Consider the following 21394-nt stretch of genomic DNA (forward strand, 5'->3'; position numbering starts at 1 on the left):
GCCGCGCGTGCGAGCACATCGCGCCGAATACGACTACTCCTTCGTCGCGTCCTCGTCGTCGTCGTCGTCGTCCGGGATCACCGCATCGACTCCGGCGCCAACAACCTTGGCGCCCACCTTGACCGTTGTCGCCACCACGGTGACCGCCGCATCGGCGACGGCAAACACCGCGCACCCACCCAGCATTGCCGCGCACACAGCAGCGAGCAGCAGATTCCTCACGCTCATTTGCACCCGATTCCTCCGATAGCCGCCGCGCAGCCGTCGCCGCTCGACATTTCCGCCTCAATGGCGTCGTCCTGCGATTATTCCTTCAGGCGAGCACCCCATGTGTATCGACTGGTATCCCCCCGCCAGAGAGCACCGACACCGCCCCTTCCGAACGGCGCGCACCAAAGAAAAAAGCCACCAAGAATCGGCGGCTTTTTCTTTATGGCTGGCGGAGAGTGAGGGATTCGAACCCTCGATACGAGTTTTAGCCCGTATGCTCCCTTAGCAGGGGAGTGCCTTCGACCTCTCGGCCAACTCTCCAACCTTTGAGCCCGCCATCATAGCGATGCCGGACCCTCAGGTCAAACTTAATTATGCGGCGACATCGAGGCCGAATGCCTTGTGCAGCACGCGCACGGCCAGCTCGAGGTACTTCTCCTCGATCGCGACCGAGATCTTGATTTCGGACGTCGAGATCATCTGGATGTTGATGCCCTCTTCCGCGAGCGTGCGGAACATCTGCGAGGCGACGCCGGCGTGCGAACGCATGCCGACGCCGACGATGGAGACCTTGGCCATGGTCCGGTCGGAGACGATCGTGCGGGCGCCGATATGCTCCTTGACGGCTTCGAGCACCTTCACGGCCTTGTCGAGTTCGCCGCGAGCGACGGTGAACGAGAAGTCGGTCGTGCCGTCCTTGCTCACGTTCTGGATGATCATGTCGACTTCGATGTTGGCATCGGCGACCGGCCCGAGGATCTGGTAGGCGATACCCGGCTTGTCGGGGACGCCGAGCACCGTGAGCTTGGCTTCGTCGCGGTTGAAGGCGATACCGGAGATGACGGGCTGTTCCATGTTCTGATCTTCCTCAACTGTGATGAGCGTGCCCTCGCCTTCCTCCTGGAAGCTGGACAGGACGCGCAACTTGACCTTGTACTTGCCGGCGAATTCCACCGAACGGATCTGCAGCACCTTGGAACCGAGGCTGGCGAGCTCGAGCATTTCCTCGAAGGTGATCGTGTCGAGCTTGCGCGCTTCCGGCACGACGCGCGGGTCGGTGGTGTACACACCGTCCACGTCCGTGTAGATCTGGCACTCGTCCGCCTTCAGCGCGGCAGCGAGGGCGACTCCGGTGGTATCGGACCCGCCGCGGCCCAGCGTGGTGATGGCGCCGTGCTCATCCACCCCCTGAAAGCCGGCGACGACGACGATGTTGCCCTCGTCGAGGTCCTTCTTGATCGGCGCCTCGTCGATATTCAGGATGCGCGCCTTCGTATGCGCGCTGTCGGTGAGGATGCGCACCTGGGCGCCGGTGTAGCTCTTCGCCTTGACGCCAATGTCCTGCAGCGCCATGCACAGCAGGCCGATGGTGACTTGCTCGCCGGTCGACACGACCACGTCCAGCTCGCGCGGATCGGGAGTACCTGCAACTTCCTTGGCGAGCGCGATCAGACGGTTGGTTTCGCCGCTCATCGCGGACACCACCACCACGACCTGATTGCCGGCCGCCTGGAACTTGGCGACCTTTCGGGCGACATTCTTGATGCGTTCCGGATTGCCAACGGAGGTGCCGCCGTACTTCTGAACTATCAGTGCCATCGTCGTATCCAAATAGCGGTGGATAAAACATGCGATTTTAGCGAAAGCCGGGGGACTTTGCAGTTCCGTGTCGTTTGTGCCGTCAAGCCCAATTTGGGCACTTATGGAATGCGGTTAACCCTAGTGCTTTTGATTTTCCCGTTGTATTTGTCCGGAATAGTAATCTATACTTTGGGTACCATATGACTTAAGTCGTATGATCGCCTCAGGGCGCAGCCAATCCTCATAGCACAATCGACTTCACAACAGAGGCCCAAGAGATGAAAAGCACTGAAACCTTTGATGTTCGCGAGATCCGCCGCAAACTCGGTCTGAACCAGTCGCAGTTCTGGTCAAAGATCGGCGTTACCCAAAGTGGGGGGTCCCGTTACGAGAGCGGCCGCAACATTCCGCGTCCCGTGCAGGCTCTGCTCCGCCTCGTTCACATCGAACAGATCGACATCAACAAGGTCAAGAAGGAAGACGTCGAAGTGGCCGAGTTTCTGAAGGCTTCGAACCCGGACCTGTTCAAGACGCTGAAGAAGGAGGCCCGTGCGAAGCGCAAGGAGCGCACGTCACGCTAACCCGGGCGGAGTAGCACATGGTCATCAGGGGCTGACGCGAACCGTCAGCCCCGTTTTTTTTATGCGCTCGGCGATCGCCTCCAGCTCGGCCTCGGTGAGTGGCGACAGGCGCGAGGCCTCGGACTGCATCGAGGGACGCGCGATGCCGTAGAGCAGCACCCCGGCGAGGCGTTCGACACCAGCCTTTTCCAACACGGCCAGATACGCGGCGATGTCTGCATCGGACGGTGCCAGCCCGTCCCAGCGGAACATGCAGGTCTGCACCCAGGTCGTGCAGCGCTCGGCGCTCGCCTGCAGGCGGCGCGCGACCGCATCGGGGTCGTGCCCGACGCCGTTGATGCGGCGCATGCCTGCCCGCGTGCCCGCATCGACCTTGAACCATACTTCGCCGTCCGCTTCGCCCAAGCGGCGCACGCCTTCGCGCACGGCCACCTGCCCCATCAGGCTGCCGTTGGTGATGAGGCGCAGCGGCACTTCCGTGCCGAATCCGAAGCGCGCCCGCAGGCGTACCGCGATCTCGACCGCATCCGCGAATTCGGCTGCGCTGGTCGGCTCGCCATTGCCGGAGAAGGCGATGTCGCGGACCTGGCGCAAGCCTTCAGGGACGTGCCGCTCGAGGTAGTCGCCATTGACGAGCGCATCGAGGAAGCCGGCGAGTTCGGCCTCCAATTGGGCGAGGTCGATGCGGGGGGCGCTGCCGCGCACGAGGTCCGGCACCTGGCAGTAGGCGCAATGCCAGTTGCAGGCGTTGTTGGGGTTCAAGTTGATGCCGACGGACACGCCACCGGCACGGCGCGACAGCACCGGATAGATGTAGGTGAGCCCCGCGAGATCGCGGTCGTGGTTGCGGATCGTGAGTTGTCGGTCGCTGGATGCCATCGCTGAAGGTGCCGCAAATCGCGGTCGAAGAAAGCAAGGGGTTGCCCGGAATGGGCGATCGGGGTCGGATGCTATAATCCGCGCCCTGCACTCCCGAGGTCAATCATGCGCATCACCCGCCGCCTGGAATTCGACGCAGGACACCGGATTCCGGACCACGCCAGCCAGTGCCGCCACCTGCACGGCCACCGTTACGCGATCGAGATCACCCTGTCGGGAGGAATCATCGAAGCCGCCGGCCAGCCGGTCAATGGCATGGTGATGGACTTCGGCGAGGTGAAGACGATCGCCAAGGCGCATGTCGTCGACGTTTGGGACCACGCCTTCCTGGTGTTCCGCGGCGATGCGCAGGTCATGCAGTTCCTCGGCTCGATGCCAGGCCACAAGACGGTCGTGCTCGACTGCGTGCCGACCGCGGAAAACCTTGCGCGCGAGGCCTTCCGCATCCTCGACCCGCGCTACCACGACAGCTACGGCAACCACCTGCGCCTTGAGCGCGTGCGCCTGTACGAGACGCCGAACTGCTGGGCCGACGCCGTGCGCGACGACGCCGGCCTCTGAAACACAGACGGGATTAGTCGGCCGCTGCGGCCTCGGCGACCGCCTGCGCCAGTGCGGCCTCGCTGTGTACCACGCGCACTTCCCGCTGCGGGAAGGGGATCTCGATGCCCTCGGCACGGAAGCGCTTCCACACTTCCAGGTTGATGTGCGAAATCACGCCGAGCGTGCCTTCCTGCGGATCGGCGATCCATACCGCGAGGCGCAGGTCGACGCCGCTCTCGCCGAAGGCGACGACGAAGGCCTTGGGCTCCGGCTCCGCGATCACGCGTTCATGCGTCTTCGCCGCCTCGACGAGGATCTGCATTGCGCGCTCCAGATCCGTGGCATAGCTCACCTGGATGTTGATCGGCACGACGATGCGCGTGTCGCTGTAGGTTTCGTTCTGCACGACCGAGCCGATCAGGGTCTCGTTCGGCACCAGCGATTCGATGCCGCTCGCCGCGCGCAAAACCGTGTAGCGGGTGTTGATCTGGGTGACCACGCCGCGCTCGGCGCCGACCGAGATCAGGTTGCCGATACGCAGGGAATGGTCGAGCAGGATGATGAAGCCCGAGACATAGTTCGCTGCGATCTTCTGCAGGCCGAAGCCCAGGCCCACACCCAGCGCCCCGCCGAACACCGACAGCGTGGTCAGGTCGATGCCGACCATGGGCAGCGCGATCAGCACGGCGACGACGATCAGGAGCGCCTTCGCGACGCGCATCAGCACGAGGCGCATGCTGTCGTCGAGGCCGGCGGCACCGCTCAGCCGGCGCTCCAGCGCCCCCGCCGCCCACAGCGCGATGAGCAGGGTGAACATCACCATGCCCACGCCCTGCAGCAGGGTCCATAGCGAGAGCTTCTGGCTGCCGACCTTGAAGGACACCCCGTCGAGCGCATCGATCACCTCGGGAAGCCACCCGAGGATATGCAGCGCGACCACGGCCCACGCGAGCGATGCGAAGACGCGCTCGAAGTTGCCCAGCCAGCTCGAGTGGCCTATGCCCTGCCGCACCGTGAAGACGACGAAGCGGATCGCGGCGAACGAAGTCAGCAGGGGCACAGCAAGATTGAGCAGGTGCACGCTCTGGTACTTGCCCAGCACCGCACGCGCGGCGAATACGAAGACGAGCGCCGACAACGGGAACAGCACGCGGCGCAGGCCGCTACGGCCGAAGCGCTGGGCGGCGGTTTCGGTGTCGCCGCGGGGGGCGACGCGCGCGAGCATCGCACGTTCGATCAGCCACGCGAGCAGGAGGCAGCCGACCAGGGCGCCGAGCTGCCACAGGATGGAGGGACTCTGCAGGTCGCTCCAGGTATCCATGAGCATGGCGGCGAAACGAATCTCTTCATTCACGTTCCGGGTTTCCAGGGCAGACGGGTGATACGGGTGGCGTCGGCGCGGTGGCGGCGCCAGTTGTCGAGGTAGATCTGCGTCAGCGTGCAGTTGTCGCGCAGCACGAGCAGATTTTCGGCGTTACGCTTGACGGCCGATTGCGTGAAATTGAACGAACCGGTGACCAGCGCGCAGGCGGGGCCGTCGGCGTCGGCAATCATGACCTTGTTGTGGGCAGCGGCAAAGCGCGTCTCGAGCGATACCGGAATGCCGGCCGCGAGCAGTTCGGGCAGCACGTTGCCCTTGCCGCGCTTGTTCATCTTCGCATCCGCGAGCACTTCGACGCGCACGCCGCGCTGGTGCGCATCAATCAGCGCGCGCGCGATCGGCTTGCTCGTGAAGGCGTAGGCCTGCACATGCAGCGTCTTGCGCGCGTCGTCGATGACGTCGATCAGCAGCGCCTCGGGGCGGTCGGCGGGGGAAAACGCGACCTCGACCGAGCCGCGCGCGGGAAGCCGCTGGCTCGCCGCGGCGACTTGCGTCGCCATGGCGATGAACGCTATTACGACGCCTGCGAGCAGCCGCCCCGATACATCACGCCCCTGCATCCACACGCTCCAGCACGGCCGCGAAGAAGCCGTCGGTGTCATGCACACGCGGCGTCAGGCGCAGGCGCTCGCCGGTATCGAGGATGATGCCCTGCTTGCCGAGCACGTCGGTGGCGCTCACCTGGCGGAACTCGGGATGGGCGGCGAGGAAGGCGTCGACGATGCCGTCGTTCTCCTCGGCGAGCAGGCTGCAGGTCGCATACACGAGACGGCCACCCGGCTTGACGAGGCGCGCGGCCGATTCGAGGATCGCGCCCTGCTTGGCGACCATCTCGGCGACCGACTCGGGCGTTTGGCGCCACTTGAGGTCGGGGTTGCGGCGCAGCGTGCCGAGGCCGCTGCACGGCGCATCGACCAGCACGCGGTCGGCCTTGCCGGCAAGGCGCTTCACCTTGGCGTCGCGCTCGTGCGCGATCAGCACGGGATGCACGTTCGACAGGCCGGCGCGGGCGCAGCGCGGCTTGAGCTTGGCGAGGCGCTTCTCCGACACGTCGAAGGCGTAAAGGCGCCCAGTCGAGCGCATCAGCGCGCCGAGCTGCAGCGTCTTGCCGCCGGCGCCGGCGCAGAAATCGATGACCAGTTCGCCGCGCTTGGGCTGCACGAGGAAGCCGAGCAGCTGGCTGCCCTCGTCCTGCACCTCGAAGGAACCGTCGAGGAATAGCGGATGCTTCTGCAGCGCGGGCTTGGCGGCGAGGCGGATGCCCTGCGGCGAGTAGGGGCAGGGAGCGGCAGCGATGCCGTTGACCTTGAGGGCGTCGAGCACCTTGTCGCGGTCCGTCTTCAGCACGTTCACGCGCAGGTCCAGCGGTGCGGCGCGGTTGAGGCTGTGCGCGAGTTCGAGCAGCGTGGCTTCGTCGTGCGTCGCCAGCAGGCGCTCGGCGAGCCAGTCGGGCATGTCGGCGCGTTCGCCGAGCGAGCCTTCGTCGAGTTCCTTGGCCTTGATCTCGCTGACCCAGTCGCGCTCGGTGGCCGACGCGAGACCTTCGAAGTTGCGCATCGGCCAGCCCTCACCGCGCGCGAGCCACGCCAGCAGCAGCGCGCGCGGACGCGCGTCCTCGCCGACGAGGCGGCGCAGCCAGCGCAGGCGCCGCACGATGCCGTAAACGGCCTCGGCGATGAAGCCGCGGTCGCGATGGCCGATCTCGCGGTTCTCGCGGAAGTGCCGCGACAGCACGACGTCGGCCGGATGTTCGAAGGTGAGCACCGCCCCGAGGACCTGGGCGGCGTGGATCAGCAGGCCGCGCGAGGCGGCCTCTTCATGTCTTGCCATAATTGTTCTTCAGTTTCCGATGGATGGATGGGCGAAGGCATTGTCCTCCGCCCGCAATTCGATCATGTCTTCTTCCGCCCCCTCGCGGCCGGTCCCCGCCACTGCGGGTTCGTCGCCGGCCGATCCGGGGGGCGACAGGCGCAGTTCGACGGCCTGCTGGTCGAGCACCTCGCCCTTGTCGTCGATGACGCGGATGCGCACCGGCAGCATGCCGTAGTTGCGCGCGAGCCAGATATCTATCGTCAGGCTGCCATTGCGCGCCTCGGCACGCACACGCACGGTATCCAGCAGCCCGATCGGCAGCGGCAGCTTCTCTGGGCCGACGACCTCGACGCTCGACGGCGTGGCCTCGCGTCCGGTGATAACGTTCAGCTCGGTCGATCCGCTGACCGCGCCGACGATGCCGATCTGGTGCCACAGGCTCAGAAGGTCCTGATCGCCCGGTCGCAGGTCCGCGACGCGCTCCTTGGCGCCGCGCTTCATCGTCACCTTGCGCGCATCCCAGTCGAACACCGCATTCGCCGGCGTCTTGCGCGATTGCTCGACGCTGAAGCGCTCCGGCTTCAGGCCTTCGCGTCCGACGCTGCCCGCGCTGCTCTGGGCGTAGTGGAAGGACCGGAACATGTCGACGACGCCGGTCGTGCGCACGGCGACCGACATGCGATAGCGTTTGCCGTCGTGCGACCACTCGTGCTGCGCCTCGCCGACGGCGAAACCGCCCTCGCCCAGATGCACGCGAAAGCGGATGCTGCCGCGCTCGGGCCAGCCGGCGATGTTGAAGCCCTTGAGGTCGGCGGCGGCGACGAGCTCCGGCGCGGCATCGGCGACGGGCGCCGCATCGACGGCCGGCGGCACCTCCGCCGCAGGCTGCGTCGCGACATCCGCAGGCGCCGCGACGGCGACCTCCCCGCCCTCTCCGGCCGGCGCCGTCAGCGGCACCACAGGCGGCGTTTCGGCCGCAGGCGCGGGCCTGGGCTTCGGCTTGGGTCGCGGTTTGGGCTTTTGCGGCACAACGGGCTGTGGCGGAGGCGTCACGACCGGCGCGAGGTCGACGACCGGCTTGGGCTCGGAAATCACGAGCGTCGCATGCAGGACCGGCGGCTCGATGCCGACGTGCGCAGACCAACCCGGCAGACTCAGCACGAGCGCATGTGCGAGCACCGAAGCGCCCGTCGCGAGGATCAGGATTGTCGGCTGTCGCACGCTCCGTCCCTGGGCTCCCGATCCAGCGACGGGATCGTCCACCCGGCCTCATCGACCGCTTCGTCGCGCACGCGCACCTGGCCCTGCGCGGTGATCGTCAGCCGGTCTTCGACGAACCAGCGCACCGCCTGCGGGTAGATGCGGTGCTCCTGCCTGAGCACGCGCGCCGACAGGCTGTCCTCGTCGTCATCGCGCAGCACCGGAACGACCGCCTGGATCACGACCGGTCCGCAGTCGAGCGCGGGGGTCACGAAATGCACCGTTGCCCCATGCGCCCGCACGCCCGCCTCGATCGCCCGCTGGTGCGTATGCAGGCCGGGAAAGGCAGGCAGCAGCGAGGGATGGATATTCAACAGGCGCCCCTCGTAGCGGCGTACGAAGGCGTCGGTGAGCACGCGCATGAAGCCGGCGAGCACAACGAGGTCGGCGCCGTGCGCGTCGATGCTCTCGGCGAGCGCGGCGTCGAAGGCTTCGCGCGACGCGAAGGCCTTGTGGTCGACGACGGCGGTCGCGATGCCGTGCGCCGCGGCGAATTCGAGCCCCTTGGCGTCGGCGCGGTTGCTGATCACCGCGGCGATGCGGGCGCCCGGAATGCCCGCGTTCACGATGGCTTCCATGTTGCTGCCGCGGCCGGAGATGAGGATGACGATGGACTTCATGAAGGTGTTCTTGGTATTCGGTTCGGACGCGAACTCGCGCGTCGGGGGAATCGGACAGGGACCGGCGCGCGATGTTCCGCAGACAATCCGGCACCGGCACACGGAGGATGGATTTTCGCCAATGATACCGGAACGGCGCCCCGGCCCCGAAACCCGGCCGGCGCAGCGGGGCGACCGGGGCCCGGGCGGACTCCGTATAATTGCACGTTGCGCCGCTTTTCCCCCGCCCCCATGCCCTCGATCCACCTGCTGTCCGACCTCCTGATCAACCAGATCGCCGCCGGCGAGGTCGTCGAACGGCCGGCCTCGGTGCTCAAGGAGGTGCTGGAGAACGCGGTCGACGCGGGCTCGCGCGCGATCGACGTGCAGCTCGAACAGGGGGGCGTGCGGCGCATCCGTGTAGCCGACGACGGCTGCGGCATCGCGAAGGACGAGCTGGCGCTCGCGCTCGAACGCCACGCGACGAGCAAGATTGCGAACCTCGACGATCTCGAGCGCGTCGGCACGATGGGCTTCCGCGGCGAGGCGCTGGCGGCGATCGCGGCGGTCGCGCGCACGACGCTCACCAGCCGCGCCGAAGGCAGCGCGCACGCGTGGCGCATCGACGGCTCCGACCGCAGCGTGGCGCCGGCGGCGCTCGGCGCGGGCACCGTCGTCGATGTCGCGGATCTGTATTACAACACCCCGGCGCGGCGCAAGTTCCTGAAGTCGGAATCGACCGAATACGCGCACTGCGACGAGATGTTCCGCCGCGTCGCGCTGGCGCGCCCCGACATCGGCCTGCAGCTCGCGCACAACGGCCGCGTCGTGCATCGCCTGCCCGCCGCGGACCACGCACGGCGCGTCGGCGCGCTGATGGGTGACGATTTCCTCGCGCAGGCGCGCGCGCTGGATGCCGATGCGGGGCCGCTGCGCCTGTCCGGTTTTGCATCGCTGCCCGCGTATTCGCGCGCGAGCCGGGACGCGCAGTACTTCTTCGTCAACGGCCGCTTCGTGCGCGACAAGCTGCTCACGCATGCGGTGCGCCAAGCCTACACGGACATCCTGCACGGCAACCGCCACCCGGCCTATGTGCTGTTCCTCGAACTCGACCCGGCGGGCGTCGACGTGAACGTCCATCCGGCAAAGATCGAGGTGCGCTTCCGCGAGGCGCGCGCGATCCACCAGTTCGTGTTCCATGCGCTGACGCGCACGCTCGCGGAGTCGGGCGCGAGTCTCGCGGGCCGCGACGAACCGATCGCGGAGGCGGCGACAACCGGCGCCGCGTCATCCACGCCGGAAGCGCGTGCTCAGGGCGAGCACCCGCACCACTTCGGCGGCTACGGCAGTGCGCCGCCCGTGCAGGGCCGCCTCGCGATGGAATCCGCGAGCCGCAGCTACTTCGACTTCGTCGGCACGGCGCGCGAACCCTCAATGGCCGCCGTCAATTCCGCTGCAGCGCCAATGACCGCCGCAGGGGCACCGGACTTCCGCCCGACCGCCTTCGCACCCGCCGCGGGCCGTCCGACCGGCGGAATCGCAACGGCGCTACCGCAGCACGCCGACGATTCCGCCCCGCTCGGCTACGCGCTCGGCCAGCTCCACGGCATCTACATCCTCGCGCAGAACGCCAAGGGGCTCGTGCTCGTCGACATGCACGCGGCGCACGAGCGCATCCTGTACGAGAAGCTCAAGACCGTGCTCGACGGTCGCCCCTCGGTTCAGCGACTGCTGATCCCGGCGGTGTTCTCGGTCAGCGCGAAGGACATGGCCGCCGCCGAGGAATGCGCCGAGGTCCTCGCGGGCATGGGCTTCGAGATCGCGCCCGCCGGCCCGCAGGAGCTTGCCGTGCGCGCGGTGCCGGTGCTGCTCGCGAACGCCCCCGTGGCGGAGCTGCTGCGGAAGCTTCTCGAAGAGTTGCGCGAATACCCGGCCTCGGAAGTCGTCACCGCGCGCAGGAACGAGCTCCTCGCGACGATGGCCTGCCACGGCGCCGTGCGCGCGCATCGCAGCCTGACCATTCCCGAGATGAACGCGCTGCTGCGCGACATGGAGGCGACCGAGCGCGCCGACCAGTGCAACCACGGCCGCCCGACCTGGACCCAGCTCACGATGGGCGACCTGGACCGCTTCTTCATGCGCGGGCAGTAGCTGCGCACGAGCGCCGGGGACGCATGCGCGAGCGACTGCGTCGAGCGTTCGGACATCCGGCTCGACGGCTGACTCGACAATCCATCCGGCATTTTCCATCCTGCATCGCCACCCGCTCTCGAGGCGCCCGAAGAGCCTGCCCATACCAGCATTTAGTTGCAACTTCGCCGGAGTTGGCGGCAGAAAATGATGGCACGCGGACGGCCGTCGGCCTATAACGGTACAGGAGCGGCCGAGCGGCACTCGCGCGTCTGCAGCCCCACTCATCCCGCCCGCATGATGCGAAAAGTGTGTCATCCAGGCTTGCTTTTCATTGGCGGAGGCCGGACGGAGCGAGCGATTCGGGGTTGGACCCACGCGACGGCAGCAACGACACCGACGGTATCTCACGTGGCGCAGCCCCGAGGGAGAAATGACCATGCGCATTCTATTGATGGTGTTGTGGCTACTGTTGGCCGCGGTCACGTCGGCAACGGCCTCGGTACAAATATCTATCGGGATCAACCTGCCGGTGTATCCGCAACTCGTGCGGGTGCCGGGCTATCCGGTGTATTACGCACCGCGGGTGGCCGGGAATTTCTTCTTCTACGACGGTCTGTACTGGGTTTTCCACGATGACGACTGGTACGTGAGCTCCTGGTACAACGGCCCGTGGACGATCGTCACGCCGGTAGCCGTGCCCGTGTTCATCCTGCGCATACCTGTGCGCTACTACCGCGAACCGCCGGTCTATTTCCGCGCATGGCGCCGCGATGCCCCACCGCGATGGCGCGAGCACTGGGGCGACGAATGGGGCGAGCGCCGCAGCGGCTGGGACCGCCGGGACCGCCGTGCAGCACCGCCGCCGGCACCGCTGCCGACCTACCAGCGGCAGTACTCGGGCGACCGCTATCCGCGTGAAATCCGCGACCAGCGGGAACTGAGCAGCCAGCATTACCGCTACCGGCCGCGCGAGGCGGCGGCCCGGGAGCTCCTGCCCCCGCCGGCGTCGACGAGAATGCGGGGACCGGACAGCGACGAACGCGAAAGCGCACGCCGCGAACGCAGCCCCCGCATGATGGAGCAGGATCGGCAGCGTTCCGCTCCCGACGCGGGCTCGCGGCAGGGCGGACCGAGTCAACGGCGGGCCGAGCCAGTGCCGATGGAGCCTCGGCAGATGGAACGCCGGCAGATGGATCCGCGCCAGATGGATCCGCGCCAGATGGAATCCAGACGCGAACACCAGATGCGAGAGCAGCAGATGCGTGACCGCCAGATGCCTGGCCCGCGCATGGACGAGCGCGCACCGCAGGACCGGGGAGGCCGCACGGACCAGCAGGGACGCAAACAGCCGCCGCAGGAAGAGGAACGCGGCAAGCGCGGCAGGAACGAGCAGCAGATGGAGCGATAGCGCGCCGCACCCGCAAAGCCCCATCTTAGCGGCCACAGCCGTCGCGCGGAATCGCATCACCGCCGTGCCAGATCGCCGCCCAGCAGGTATCCTTGCACGCCTCCCGGCGCTCGGCCGGACCGCAACACAGTGCAGACACCATGACAGGCAAGCAATACGACGAATCGTCCTTCCGCGTCCTCAAGGGACTCGAACCGGTGCGCGAGCGCCCCGGGATGTACACCCGCACGGACTCGCCGGCGCACATCATCCAGGAAGTCATCGACAACTCGGCCGACGAGGCGCTCGGCGGCTTTGCGAAGAAAATCCATGTGACGCTGCATCTGGACGGCTCGGTGAGCGTCGCCGACGACGGTCGCGGCATCCCGGTGGGCCTGCATCCCGAGGAAGGCGTGCCGGTCGTCGTGCTCGCTTACACCCGCCTGCACGCGGGCGGCAAGTTCGACAAGCGTGACGGCAACGGCGCCTATGCGTTCTCGGGCGGCCTGCACGGCGTCGGCGTCGCGGTGACGAACGCGCTGTCGACACGCGTCGAAGTCGAAGTGAAGCGCGAAGGCAAGATCCACCGCATCGACTTTGCCGAGGGCGGCGAGAACATCGGCGCGATCTCTGTTGTCGGCGACTGCGGACGGCAAACCGGCACGCGCGTGCGTGCGTGGCCGGACGGCAAGTACTTCGAGAATCCGCGCGTGCCGCAGAACGAGATCGAACGCCTGCTGCGCTCGAAGGCGGTGCTGCTGTCGGGTGTGTCGGTGCGGCTCGACATTGAGCAGGCGAGCGGCCCGGCACTGAGCAAGACCTGGTCCTATCCGGACGGCCTGGCCGGCTATCTGCGCGAACAGGCGGGCGACCTCGAGCCGGTCGCACCGCTCTTCACCGCCGAAAAGTACGCCGACAAGGACGACGCGACTTTCGCGCCCGGCGAAGGCGCAGCCTGGGTGATCGGCTGGTTCGAGCAGTCGGTGCCGTCCGAGTCCTTCGTGAACCTGATCCCGACGGTGGCCGGCGGCACGCACGAGAGCGGTCTGCGCGCGGGCGTGTTCGACGCGGTGAAGAGTTTCATCGAGCACCATGCGCTGCTGCCGCGCGGCGTGAAGCTGCAGCAGGAAGACGTCGCCGGACGCATGAGCTTCGTGCTGTCTGCGCGCCTGCTGGACCCGCAGTTCCAGGGTCAGGTGAAGGAGAAGCTCAACTCGCGCGAGGCGGTGAAGCTGGTGTCGTCGATGATCCGCGACCCGTTCGAGATCTGGTTGAACAATCACGTCGAGGCCGGCAAGGCGATCGCCGAATTGTCGATCAAGCAGGCGCTCGCGCGGCAAAAGAGCGCGCAGAAGGTCGAGAAGAAGAAGACCTCGGGCGTCGCGGTGTTGCCCGGCAAGCTCTCGGATTGCGAATCCGAGGACATTGCCGACAACGAGCTCTTCCTCGTCGAGGGCGACTCCGCGGGCGGCTCGGCGAAAATGGCGCGCAACAAGGAAACGCAGGCGATCCTGCCGCTGCGCGGCAAGGTGCAGAACTCATGGGAAATCGACCCCGACCGCCTGCTCGCAAACGCGGAGATCCACGATATCGCGGTCGCGCTGGGCGTCGATGCGCATGTGGCGGGCAGCAGCCCCGACCTCTCGGGCCTGCGCTACGGCAAGGTCGTCATCATGTCGGACGCGGACGTCGACGGCGCGCATATCCAGACCCTGCTGCTGACGCTGTTCTTCCGCCACTTCCCCGAATTGATCACGCGCGGCCACATCTACGTCGCGCAGCCGCCGCTGTATCGCGTCGATGTGCCGGCACAGGGCAAGAAGCGTCCGGCGCGGCGCCTGTATGCGCTCGACGACGGCGAGCTCACTGCGATCCGCGACCGTGTCGCGAAGGAAGGCTTCAAGCCGGAAGCGATCGAAGTCGGCCGATTCAAGGGTCTGGGCGAAATGAACCCCGACCAGCTGCGCGAGACGACGATGGACCCTGCGACGCGCCGCGTGTTGCCGGTCCATGTGCGCGCCGACGCGCTCGAGGACACGCTGAAGATGTTCACGCTGCTGATGGGCAAGGGCGAAGCCTCGGGCCGGCGCGCGTGGATGGAGGCGAAGGGCGACACCGTCGAGGCCGACATCTGAACTTGCGGACCCGATGACGGCGCCTTGCTGCGCCGCATCACGCCTCCTATAACGGAAAACGCCCGTCCCGTTTTCGAGTAGCCCCTCATGGCCGCGAATCCCTCCCCTCGCCTCGCGCGGCGCCCAGCCGCCGTACTGGTGGATCTGGCCGGCGTGCTGCACGTTGGCGAGCAGGCCATCCCCGGCTCGGTGGACGCGCTCGCCCGCCTGCGTGCCGCGGGGCTGCCGCTGCGCTTTCTCACGAACACGACCCGCACGCCGCGCCGCACGCTGGTCGCGAAGCTGCAAAGGATGGGCTTCGCGATCGCCGAGGACGAGTTGCAGACCGCCCCGCACGCAGCGCAGCAGCTCGTGCGCCAGCGCGGCCTGAAGCCGCTGTACCTCGTCCATCCCGACCTCGCGGCCGAAATCGGCCCGAGCGCGGAGGCCCCCGATGCGGTCGTGCTGGGCGACATGGGCCCGCATCTCGACTACGAGCGGCTCAACGCCGCGTTCCGCCTGCTGATGGGCGGCGGCGCCTTCATCGCGATGGCGAAGAACCGTTACTTCATGGAAGAGGACGGCCTGTCGCTCGACATGGGCGCTTTCGTGACCGGCCTCGAGTTCAGCAGCGGCGTCACGGCCGAGATCGTCGGCAAGCCCGCGGCGAGCTTCTTCCACACCGCGCTCGCCGAACTGGGCGTCGCACCGGCCGACGCGGTGGTGATCGGCGACGATCTGCACGACGACGTCGGCGCGGCGCTCGACGCCGGCATCCCCGGGATCCTCGTGCGCACCGGGAAATTCCGTCCTGGCGACGATGCCCACCCGACGGTGCGCCCGGATCTCGTCGCCGACGATTTCGCCTGCGCGGTCGACCGGCTGCTCGCGCTCCCCTAGCCCGACCACGCCACGGTGCCGGCCGGGTCCTCGGGCCTGCCGTGGCGTACAATGCGCCGCTCAAGAATTTCGTAGCGGAGGCCGATGCGCCATCCGCTCCCCGATACCGCTTTGCCAAGCCACACATGAGCAACGACACCCTCGACCTGTTCGGCGCCGCGGCCCGCCCCGCGGTGGCCACGCCAGACGACTCCGCCCCGCCCGCCCCGCCGCGGCCGCCCGCCGGCGGCAGCACGAACGGCGATGGCACGCTGCCGCTCGACCAGTACGCCGAGCGCGCCTACCTCGCCTACGCGATGAGCGTCGTGAAGTCGCGCGCGCTGCCGCAGGTCGAGGACGGCATGAAGCCGGTGCAGCGCCGCATCCTCTACGCGATGAGCGAGATGCGCCTGTCGGCCGCGTCCAAGCATGTGAAGTCCGCACGCGTCGTAGGCGACGTCATCGGCAAGTACCACCCGCACGGCGACTCCAGCGTCTATGACGCGATGGTACGCGTCGCGCAGGACTTCTCGCTGCGCTACCCGCTGGTCGACGGCCAAGGCAACTTCGGCTCGCGCGACGGCGACTCCGCCGCGGCGATGCGTTACACGGAATGCCGCCTGACGCCGATCGCCGAGTTGCTGCTCGCCGAGATCGACCGCGGCACCGTCGACTTCGTGCCGAACTACGACGGCGCCTTCGAAGAGCCGCAACTGCTGCCCGCGCGCCTGCCCTTCGTGCTGCTCAACGGCGCCTCGGGCATCGCAGTCGGCATGGCGACCGAGATCCCGCCGCACAACCTGCGCGAAGTCACCGACGCCACCTGCCACCTCATCCGCCACCCGGATGCCGGCCTCGACGACGTCCTGCCGCTGCTGCCCGGCCCCGATTTCCCCGGCGGCGGCCAGCTCATCTCCTCGCCCGAGGTGATCCGCGATGCCTACGCAAGCGGGCGCGGAAGCCTGCGCGTGCGCGCGCGCTGGCACGTCGAGGAGCTCGCCCGCGGCCAGTGGCGCGTGATCATCGACGAGCTGCCGCACGGCGTATCCGCCGCCGGCGTGCTCGCCGAGATCGAAACGCTGACCAACCCGCAGCCGCGCGCCGGCAAGAAGGAAGTCAGCCAGGAACAGAAGAACCTCAAGCAACTGGTGCTCGGCGTGCTGGAAACCGTGCGCGACGAATCCAGCGACAAGGCACCGGTGCGCATCGTGCTGGAGCCGCGCTCTTCCCGCCAGAGCCGCGACGAGTTCATGGCGGTCCTGCTCGCGCACACCAGCCTCGAAAGCTCGGCATCGGTGAACATGACGATGATCGGCCGCGACGGCCGCCCGCAGCAGAAGAACCTCGTGCAGATCCTGCGCGAGTGGATCGACTTCCGCTACGTCACCGTCGAGCGTCGCACCCGCCACCGCCTCGACGAGGTCGATCGCCGGCTCCACATCCTCGAAGGCCGCATGATCGCCTTCCTGCACATCGAGGAAGTGATCCGCGTGATCCGCGAGTCGGACGAACCCAAGCCCGCGCTGATTGCGGCCTTCGGCCTCACGGACGTGCAGGCCGAGGACATCCTCGAGATCCGCCTGCGCCAACTCGCGCGCCTCGAAGGTTTCAAGATCGAAAAGGAACTGGCCGAGCTCAAGGACGAGCGCAATGGGCTGCAGCACATCCTCGACAGCCGCGCCGCGATGACCCGGCTGATCCTCAAGGAGATCGAGGACGACGCGAAGAAGTACGGCGACAACCGCCGCACGGTGATCGAAGCCGTCGCCGCGGTCGCTCCGGCCGAGATCAGCGTGGCCGACGAACCGGTCACCGTGATCGTGTCGAAGAACGGCTGGGTGCGCTCGCGCCAGGGCCACGGCATCGACGCCGCGGCGATCAGCTACAAGGCGGGCGACTTCGCCTTCGCCGTGATCGAGACGCGCACGACCTGGCCGCTGGTCGTCATCGACACCAACGGCCGCGCCTACACCGTGCGCGTGTCGGACCTGCCCGGCGGGCGCGGCGACGGCGCGCCGATCGCGACGCTGGTCGACTTCCAGGACGGCGGCAAGATGGCGCAGGTGCTCACCGCCGAGCCCGAGTCGAGCTGGTTCTTCGCCAACTCCGGCGGCTACGGCTTCATCTGCACGCTCGCCGATGCGACCAGCCGCCAGCGCGCGGGCAAGGCCTTCATGACGTTGGAGAAGGGCGAGAAGGTGCTGGTGCCGGCGCGTGTCGTGGGCGAACGCATCGCCGCGGTATCGGAGCACGGCCGCATCCTGGTCTTCATGCGCAGCGAGATGAAGGTGCAGGCCGGCGGACGCGGCGTCATCGTGATGGCGCTCGACGACAAGGAGGCGCTGGTGGCGGTGGCCGTGCCGCCCGACGACGCGACGCTCCGGGTCGAAGGCACCGGTCGCGGCGGCAAGACCATCGTCGTCGAGCTCAAGCCGAGCCAGCTCGTGCCGCTGCTCCATCGCCGCGCGCGCAAGGGCATGGTGCTCACGCCCAAGGTCGCGCCCGCGGCCCTGACGACCGCCTGATTCGCCGGCCGCGCAACGGCGGCCGGAACCCATCCGTCCCGTCGCAGTCTTTCAGAAAGCGGCATCCCGACGCCCGCCGGTCTCGCACGAGACCGACGGGCGTCGTTGTTGCTGCCTCACCCCTCACAACCAAGACTCCGAATGGACCACGACATCTCCCTCATCACCACGGTCGCCGCAGCCTTCGGCTTCGCGCTGATCTTCGGCTTCATCGCCGAGCGCCTGAAAGTGCCGGCGCTCGTCGGCTACCTCGTCGCCGGCATCGCGATCGGCCCCGCGACCCCGGGCTTCGTCGCCGACATCCACACCGCCTCGCAGCTGTCCGAGATCGGCGTGATGCTGCTGATGTTCGGCGTCGGCCTGCATTTTTCGCTCGACGACCTGCTCGCGGTGCGGCGCATTGCGCTACCCGGCGCGGTCGTGCAGATGGGCTTCGCGACCGTGCTGGGCACGGGGGTCGCGTGGTGGTGGGGATGGACCCTGGGTGCAGCGCTGGTGTTCGGCCTGTCGCTGTCGTGCGCAAGCACCGTGGTGCTGCTCAAGGCGCTCGAAGCGCGCGGCGTGCTCGACACGATGAACGGTCGCATCGCGGTCGGCTGGCTGGTCGTCGAAGACCTCGCCACCGTCGTGATCCTCGTGCTGCTGCCGCCGCTCGCCGGCACGCTCGGGGCGCCAACCGCCTCGCCCGGCGACGCCGCCGACCCGCTGTGGCGCACCATCGGCAAGACCTTGCTGGAAGTCACCGCCTTCATCGCGCTGATGCTGATCGCCGGCCGGCGCGTCCTGCCCTGGCTGCTGTGGCAGGTCGCACGCACCGGCTCGCGCGAACTCTTCACGCTGTCGGTGATCGCTACGGCCATCGGCATCGCCTATGGCGCAGCCCAGCTCTTCAGCGTGTCCTTCGCGCTGGGCGCCTTCTTCGCCGGCATGATGATGCGCGAGTCCGAATTCAGCCACCGCGCCGCCGAAGAGTCGCTGCCGCTTCGCGACGCCTTCTCGGTACTGTTCTTCGTCGCCGTCGGCATGCTCTTCGATCCGGCCGTGATCGCGGACTATCCGCTGCAAGTGCTTGCCGTGGTGCTCATCATCGTGGTCGGCAAGTCGCTCGCCGCGATGGCGCTGGTGCTCGCATTCCGCTACCCGCTCAACACGGCGCTGACGGTCGCGGCAAGCCTCGCTCAAATCGGCGAATTCTCCTTCATCCTCGCCGGCCTGGGCCTCACGCTGGGCCTGCTGCCGCAGACCGGGATGAGCCTCGTGCTCGCCGGCGCGCTGATCTCGATCGCGCTCAATCCGCTGGTGTTCGCGACGGTCGGACCGATCCGCGTGTGGACGCTGAAGCACTCCGAGTTCGCGCGGCGGCTCGAGCGCCGCGAAGACCCGTACGCCGAGCTGCCGACGAGCACCGAGCGCAAGTACCTGGAAGGCCAGGTCGTGCTGGTCGGCTACGGGCGGGTCGGCCGACGCATCGCGCAGGCCCTCGCCGCGCGCGGCATCCCCTTCGTCGTCGCCGAACAGAACCGCGAACAGGTCGAACAGCTGCGCAGCGAAGGCGTGGTTGCGGTCGCGGGTGACGCGTCCGAGCCGGCGGTGCTGATCCAGGCTCACATCGCCAATGCGGCGATGCTGGTGATCGCAACACCCGACCCGATCAACGTCCGCCCCATGGTCGCCACGGCGCGCGCGCTCAACCCGGCGATCGAGATCGTCCTGCGCACCCACAGCGAGGACGACTCCCGGCTGCTGCGCAAGGAAGGCGTCGGCACCGTGTTCTACGGCGAAGAGGAGCTCGCCAAGGGCATGACGGGGCACGTGCTGGAACGCTTCGCGCCGCGCATGAGCGCCTGAACCGCCCGGAAACGATGGCGAACCTCAGCGGGCCGGCGGCGTTTCCTCGCGCTCCGTCACCTCGCCCGGTGGAAGGATAGCGCGGATCGGATCGCCGTCCCGGATCGACCCCGGCGCGCGCGGCGCCGGCTCGCCGACCATCGACTCGATCAGGATCGTCACGCGCCGGTTGCGCGCGCGGCCTTCCTCGTTGGTGTTGTCGGTGAGCGGTCGCTGATCCGCGTAACCGGCTGCGGTAAGACGGGCGCCGCGCATGCCCGACTCGATGAAAAGCCGCACGACCGTCGAGGCGCGCACCGCGGACAGCTCCCAGTTCGACGGGAAACGCCCGTTGCGGATCGGCAGGTTGTCGGTATGACCTTCCACCGTCACGGGAAACTCCGCGCGCGCGAGCACTTCCGCAACCGCCCGCAACGCGGCGACGGCGGACGGCGCGAGGACCGCATCGCCCGGCGCGAACAGCACCCGGGCGTTGATCTCGACCGAGATTCCGCGCGCCCCTTCGGACACGCGGACCTGCCCGCCCTGCGTGAGCGGATCCAGCACGCGACGGATGTCCTCAGCCATCGTCGTCATGCGCTTGTACTCGGCGCGGCGCCGCTTCTCGGCCTCTTCGTCGGGGGTCGGCGACAGCGGCGCGGGCTTGGGCGGGGCGACCGCCGGCGGCGGCGCGATGACCGGGTCGCCCGGCACATTCACGGTGATGTTACGGAAGGCGTTGATCAGCGAATCGGACAGGACGCGGTACTTGCCCTCGTTCACCGACGACAGCGAATACATCACGACGAAGAACGCGAACAGCAGCGTGATGAAGTCGGCGTAGGACACGAGCCAGCGATCCTGATTCTCGTGGTTCGCGTCGTCCAGCTGGCGGTGTCGGCGGTGGCGTCGCATCGCGGCACGCTCAGGCGATGTAGCCCTGCATGCGGCTCTCGATGATGCGCGGGTTGTCGCCGTTGGCGATGCCGACCAGCCCGTCGACGAGCATCTCGCGCTGCGACACTCCGTCGGCCACGTAAGCCATCAGCTTCTTCGACATCGGCAGGAAAACGAGGTTGGCGAAGCCCACGCCATACACCGTCGCGACGAAGGCCACCGCAATGCCGGCGCCCAGCTTCGACGGATCGGTCAGGTTCTCCATCACGTGGATCAGGCCCAGCACCGCACCGAGAATACCCAGCGTCGGCGCGTAGCCGCCCGCAGCCTCCCAGATGCGCGCGCCCTGGCGCATCTGCGCCGCCCAGGCGTCGATCTCGACCTCCAGCACCTCGCGCAGCCGTTGCGGCTCGACGCCATCGACAAGGAGCTGCAGCCCCTTGCGGGTGAATGCGTCGTTGATGCGCGGGATCTGCGCCTCCAGCGCCAGCAGCCCCTCCTTGCGCGCGATCTGGCTCCAGCTCGTCGCCTGGCGGATCAGCGCCGCATGGCTCGACGGCGGCGGCACGAAGACCCAGCGGGTCATGCGGATGCCTGCGCGGAAAACCTTCAGCGGGCTCTGCAGCATCACCGCACCCAGCGTGCCGCCGATCACGATCAGGAAGGCAGTGGGCTGCAGGAGCGATGCGATATGGCCGCCCTCGATCACCTGCCCCATGATCAGGGCGGAGATGCCGAGGGTGAGCCCGACGATGCTGATCTTGTCCATGTCCGCAGTCCCCCGGC

18 protein-coding genes and 1 tRNA gene are annotated in these 21394 nt (G+C 67.8%); 8 read left to right on the plus strand and 11 right to left on the minus strand.

What is annotated here, in order from left to right:
• Positions 1-33 precede the first annotated feature (33 nt).
• The 3 genes from AzCIB_RS17715 to AzCIB_RS17725 form a co-directional block, all read right to left on the minus strand.
• Complete coding sequence (locus AzCIB_RS17715; RefSeq protein WP_050417105.1) at positions 34-228, minus strand: NF038104 family lipoprotein; 195 nt, start codon at positions 226-228, stop codon at positions 34-36.
• Between the two features lie 209 nt (positions 229-437).
• A tRNA-Ser gene (locus AzCIB_RS17720) sits at positions 438-531 on the minus strand.
• A gap of 51 nt (positions 532-582) precedes the next feature.
• On the minus strand, positions 583-1809 hold the full coding sequence (locus AzCIB_RS17725; protein ID WP_050417106.1) for an aspartate kinase: 1227 nt from the start codon (positions 1807-1809) through the stop codon (positions 583-585).
• Between the two features lie 260 nt (positions 1810-2069).
• On the opposite strand from AzCIB_RS17725, the gene AzCIB_RS17730 reads away from it, so the two are divergent.
• Entirely contained in the window at positions 2070-2372 is a 303-nt protein-coding gene (locus AzCIB_RS17730) for a helix-turn-helix domain-containing protein (protein ID WP_050417107.1), read from the plus strand.
• Positions 2373-2396: 24 nt separating this feature from the next.
• Here the strand turns inward: AzCIB_RS17730 and AzCIB_RS17735 are convergent, their stop codons facing one another.
• A complete protein-coding gene (locus AzCIB_RS17735) occupies positions 2397-3251 on the minus strand; it encodes a radical SAM protein (RefSeq protein ID WP_050417108.1) in 855 nt (284 codons plus the stop codon).
• A gap of 105 nt (positions 3252-3356) precedes the next feature.
• Here AzCIB_RS17735 and queD point away from each other — a divergent pair, with 105 nt between their 5' ends.
• Positions 3357-3812, plus strand: a complete 456-nt coding sequence (queD, locus tag AzCIB_RS17740; protein WP_050417109.1) for a 6-carboxytetrahydropterin synthase QueD — start codon at positions 3357-3359, stop codon at positions 3810-3812.
• Positions 3813-3825: 13 nt separating this feature from the next.
• Here the strand turns inward: queD and AzCIB_RS17745 are convergent, their stop codons facing one another.
• The 5 genes from AzCIB_RS17745 to purN are packed head-to-tail and all read right to left on the minus strand — an operon-like array spanning position 3826 to position 8867.
• The gene (locus AzCIB_RS17745; RefSeq protein ID WP_083447055.1) at positions 3826-5148 is read right to left on the minus strand and encodes a mechanosensitive ion channel family protein; all 1323 of its coding nucleotides are present in this window, start codon (positions 5146-5148) and stop codon (positions 3826-3828) included.
• Positions 5145-5735, minus strand: a complete 591-nt coding sequence (locus tag AzCIB_RS17750) for a phospholipase D family nuclease (RefSeq protein ID WP_050417110.1) — start codon at positions 5733-5735, stop codon at positions 5145-5147. The genes AzCIB_RS17745 and AzCIB_RS17750 overlap by 4 nt, the downstream gene beginning before the upstream one ends.
• Positions 5722-7005, minus strand: coding sequence for an RsmB/NOP family class I SAM-dependent RNA methyltransferase (locus AzCIB_RS17755; protein ID WP_157058525.1), 1284 nt, complete (start codon positions 7003-7005; stop codon positions 5722-5724). Before AzCIB_RS17755 ends, AzCIB_RS17750 begins: the two co-directional genes overlap by 14 nt.
• 9 nt (positions 7006-7014) lie before the next feature.
• Positions 7015-8208, minus strand: coding sequence for a DUF3108 domain-containing protein (locus AzCIB_RS17760; protein WP_050417112.1), 1194 nt, complete (start codon positions 8206-8208; stop codon positions 7015-7017).
• The gene (gene purN, locus AzCIB_RS17765; RefSeq protein WP_050417113.1) at positions 8187-8867 is read right to left on the minus strand and encodes a phosphoribosylglycinamide formyltransferase; all 681 of its coding nucleotides are present in this window, start codon (positions 8865-8867) and stop codon (positions 8187-8189) included. Before purN ends, AzCIB_RS17760 begins: the two co-directional genes overlap by 22 nt.
• A 231-nt stretch (positions 8868-9098) precedes the next feature.
• Here purN and mutL point away from each other — a divergent pair, with 231 nt between their 5' ends.
• From mutL to AzCIB_RS17795, 6 genes are all read left to right on the plus strand, one after another.
• Entirely contained in the window at positions 9099-10997 is a 1899-nt protein-coding gene (gene mutL, locus AzCIB_RS17770) for a DNA mismatch repair endonuclease MutL (protein ID WP_050417114.1), read from the plus strand.
• Positions 10998-11415: 418 nt separating this feature from the next.
• Positions 11416-12387, plus strand: coding sequence for a hypothetical protein (locus tag AzCIB_RS17775; RefSeq protein ID WP_050418434.1), 972 nt, complete (start codon positions 11416-11418; stop codon positions 12385-12387).
• 140 nt (positions 12388-12527) lie between these two features.
• A complete protein-coding gene (locus AzCIB_RS17780; protein ID WP_050417115.1) occupies positions 12528-14501 on the plus strand; it encodes a DNA topoisomerase IV subunit B in 1974 nt (657 codons plus the stop codon).
• Positions 14502-14588: 87 nt separating this feature from the next.
• A complete protein-coding gene (locus AzCIB_RS17785) occupies positions 14589-15380 on the plus strand; it encodes a TIGR01458 family HAD-type hydrolase (RefSeq protein ID WP_050417116.1) in 792 nt (263 codons plus the stop codon).
• A gap of 125 nt (positions 15381-15505) precedes the next feature.
• Positions 15506-17884: a DNA topoisomerase IV subunit A gene (gene parC, locus AzCIB_RS17790; RefSeq protein ID WP_050417117.1), complete on the plus strand. Its 2379-nt coding sequence runs from the start codon at positions 15506-15508 to the stop codon at positions 17882-17884.
• 141 nt (positions 17885-18025) lie between these two features.
• Positions 18026-19732: a cation:proton antiporter gene (locus AzCIB_RS17795; protein ID WP_050417118.1), complete on the plus strand. Its 1707-nt coding sequence runs from the start codon at positions 18026-18028 to the stop codon at positions 19730-19732.
• Positions 19733-19756: 24 nt separating this feature from the next.
• On the opposite strand, the gene motD is transcribed toward AzCIB_RS17795, so the two are convergent.
• Together motD and AzCIB_RS17805 are read right to left on the minus strand one after the other, a co-directional pair.
• Positions 19757-20626 carry a flagellar motor protein MotD gene (motD, locus tag AzCIB_RS17800; protein ID WP_050417119.1) on the minus strand — a complete coding sequence of 290 codons (870 nt, stop codon included), beginning with the start codon at positions 20624-20626 and terminating at the stop codon, positions 19757-19759.
• Between the two features lie 10 nt (positions 20627-20636).
• Complete coding sequence (locus AzCIB_RS17805) at positions 20637-21377, minus strand: flagellar motor protein (RefSeq protein WP_050417120.1); 741 nt, start codon at positions 21375-21377, stop codon at positions 20637-20639.
• Positions 21378-21394: the final 17 nt, after the last annotated feature.

The organism is Azoarcus sp. CIB (assembly GCF_001190925.1).
Lineage (GTDB): Bacteria > Pseudomonadota > Gammaproteobacteria > Burkholderiales > Rhodocyclaceae > Aromatoleum.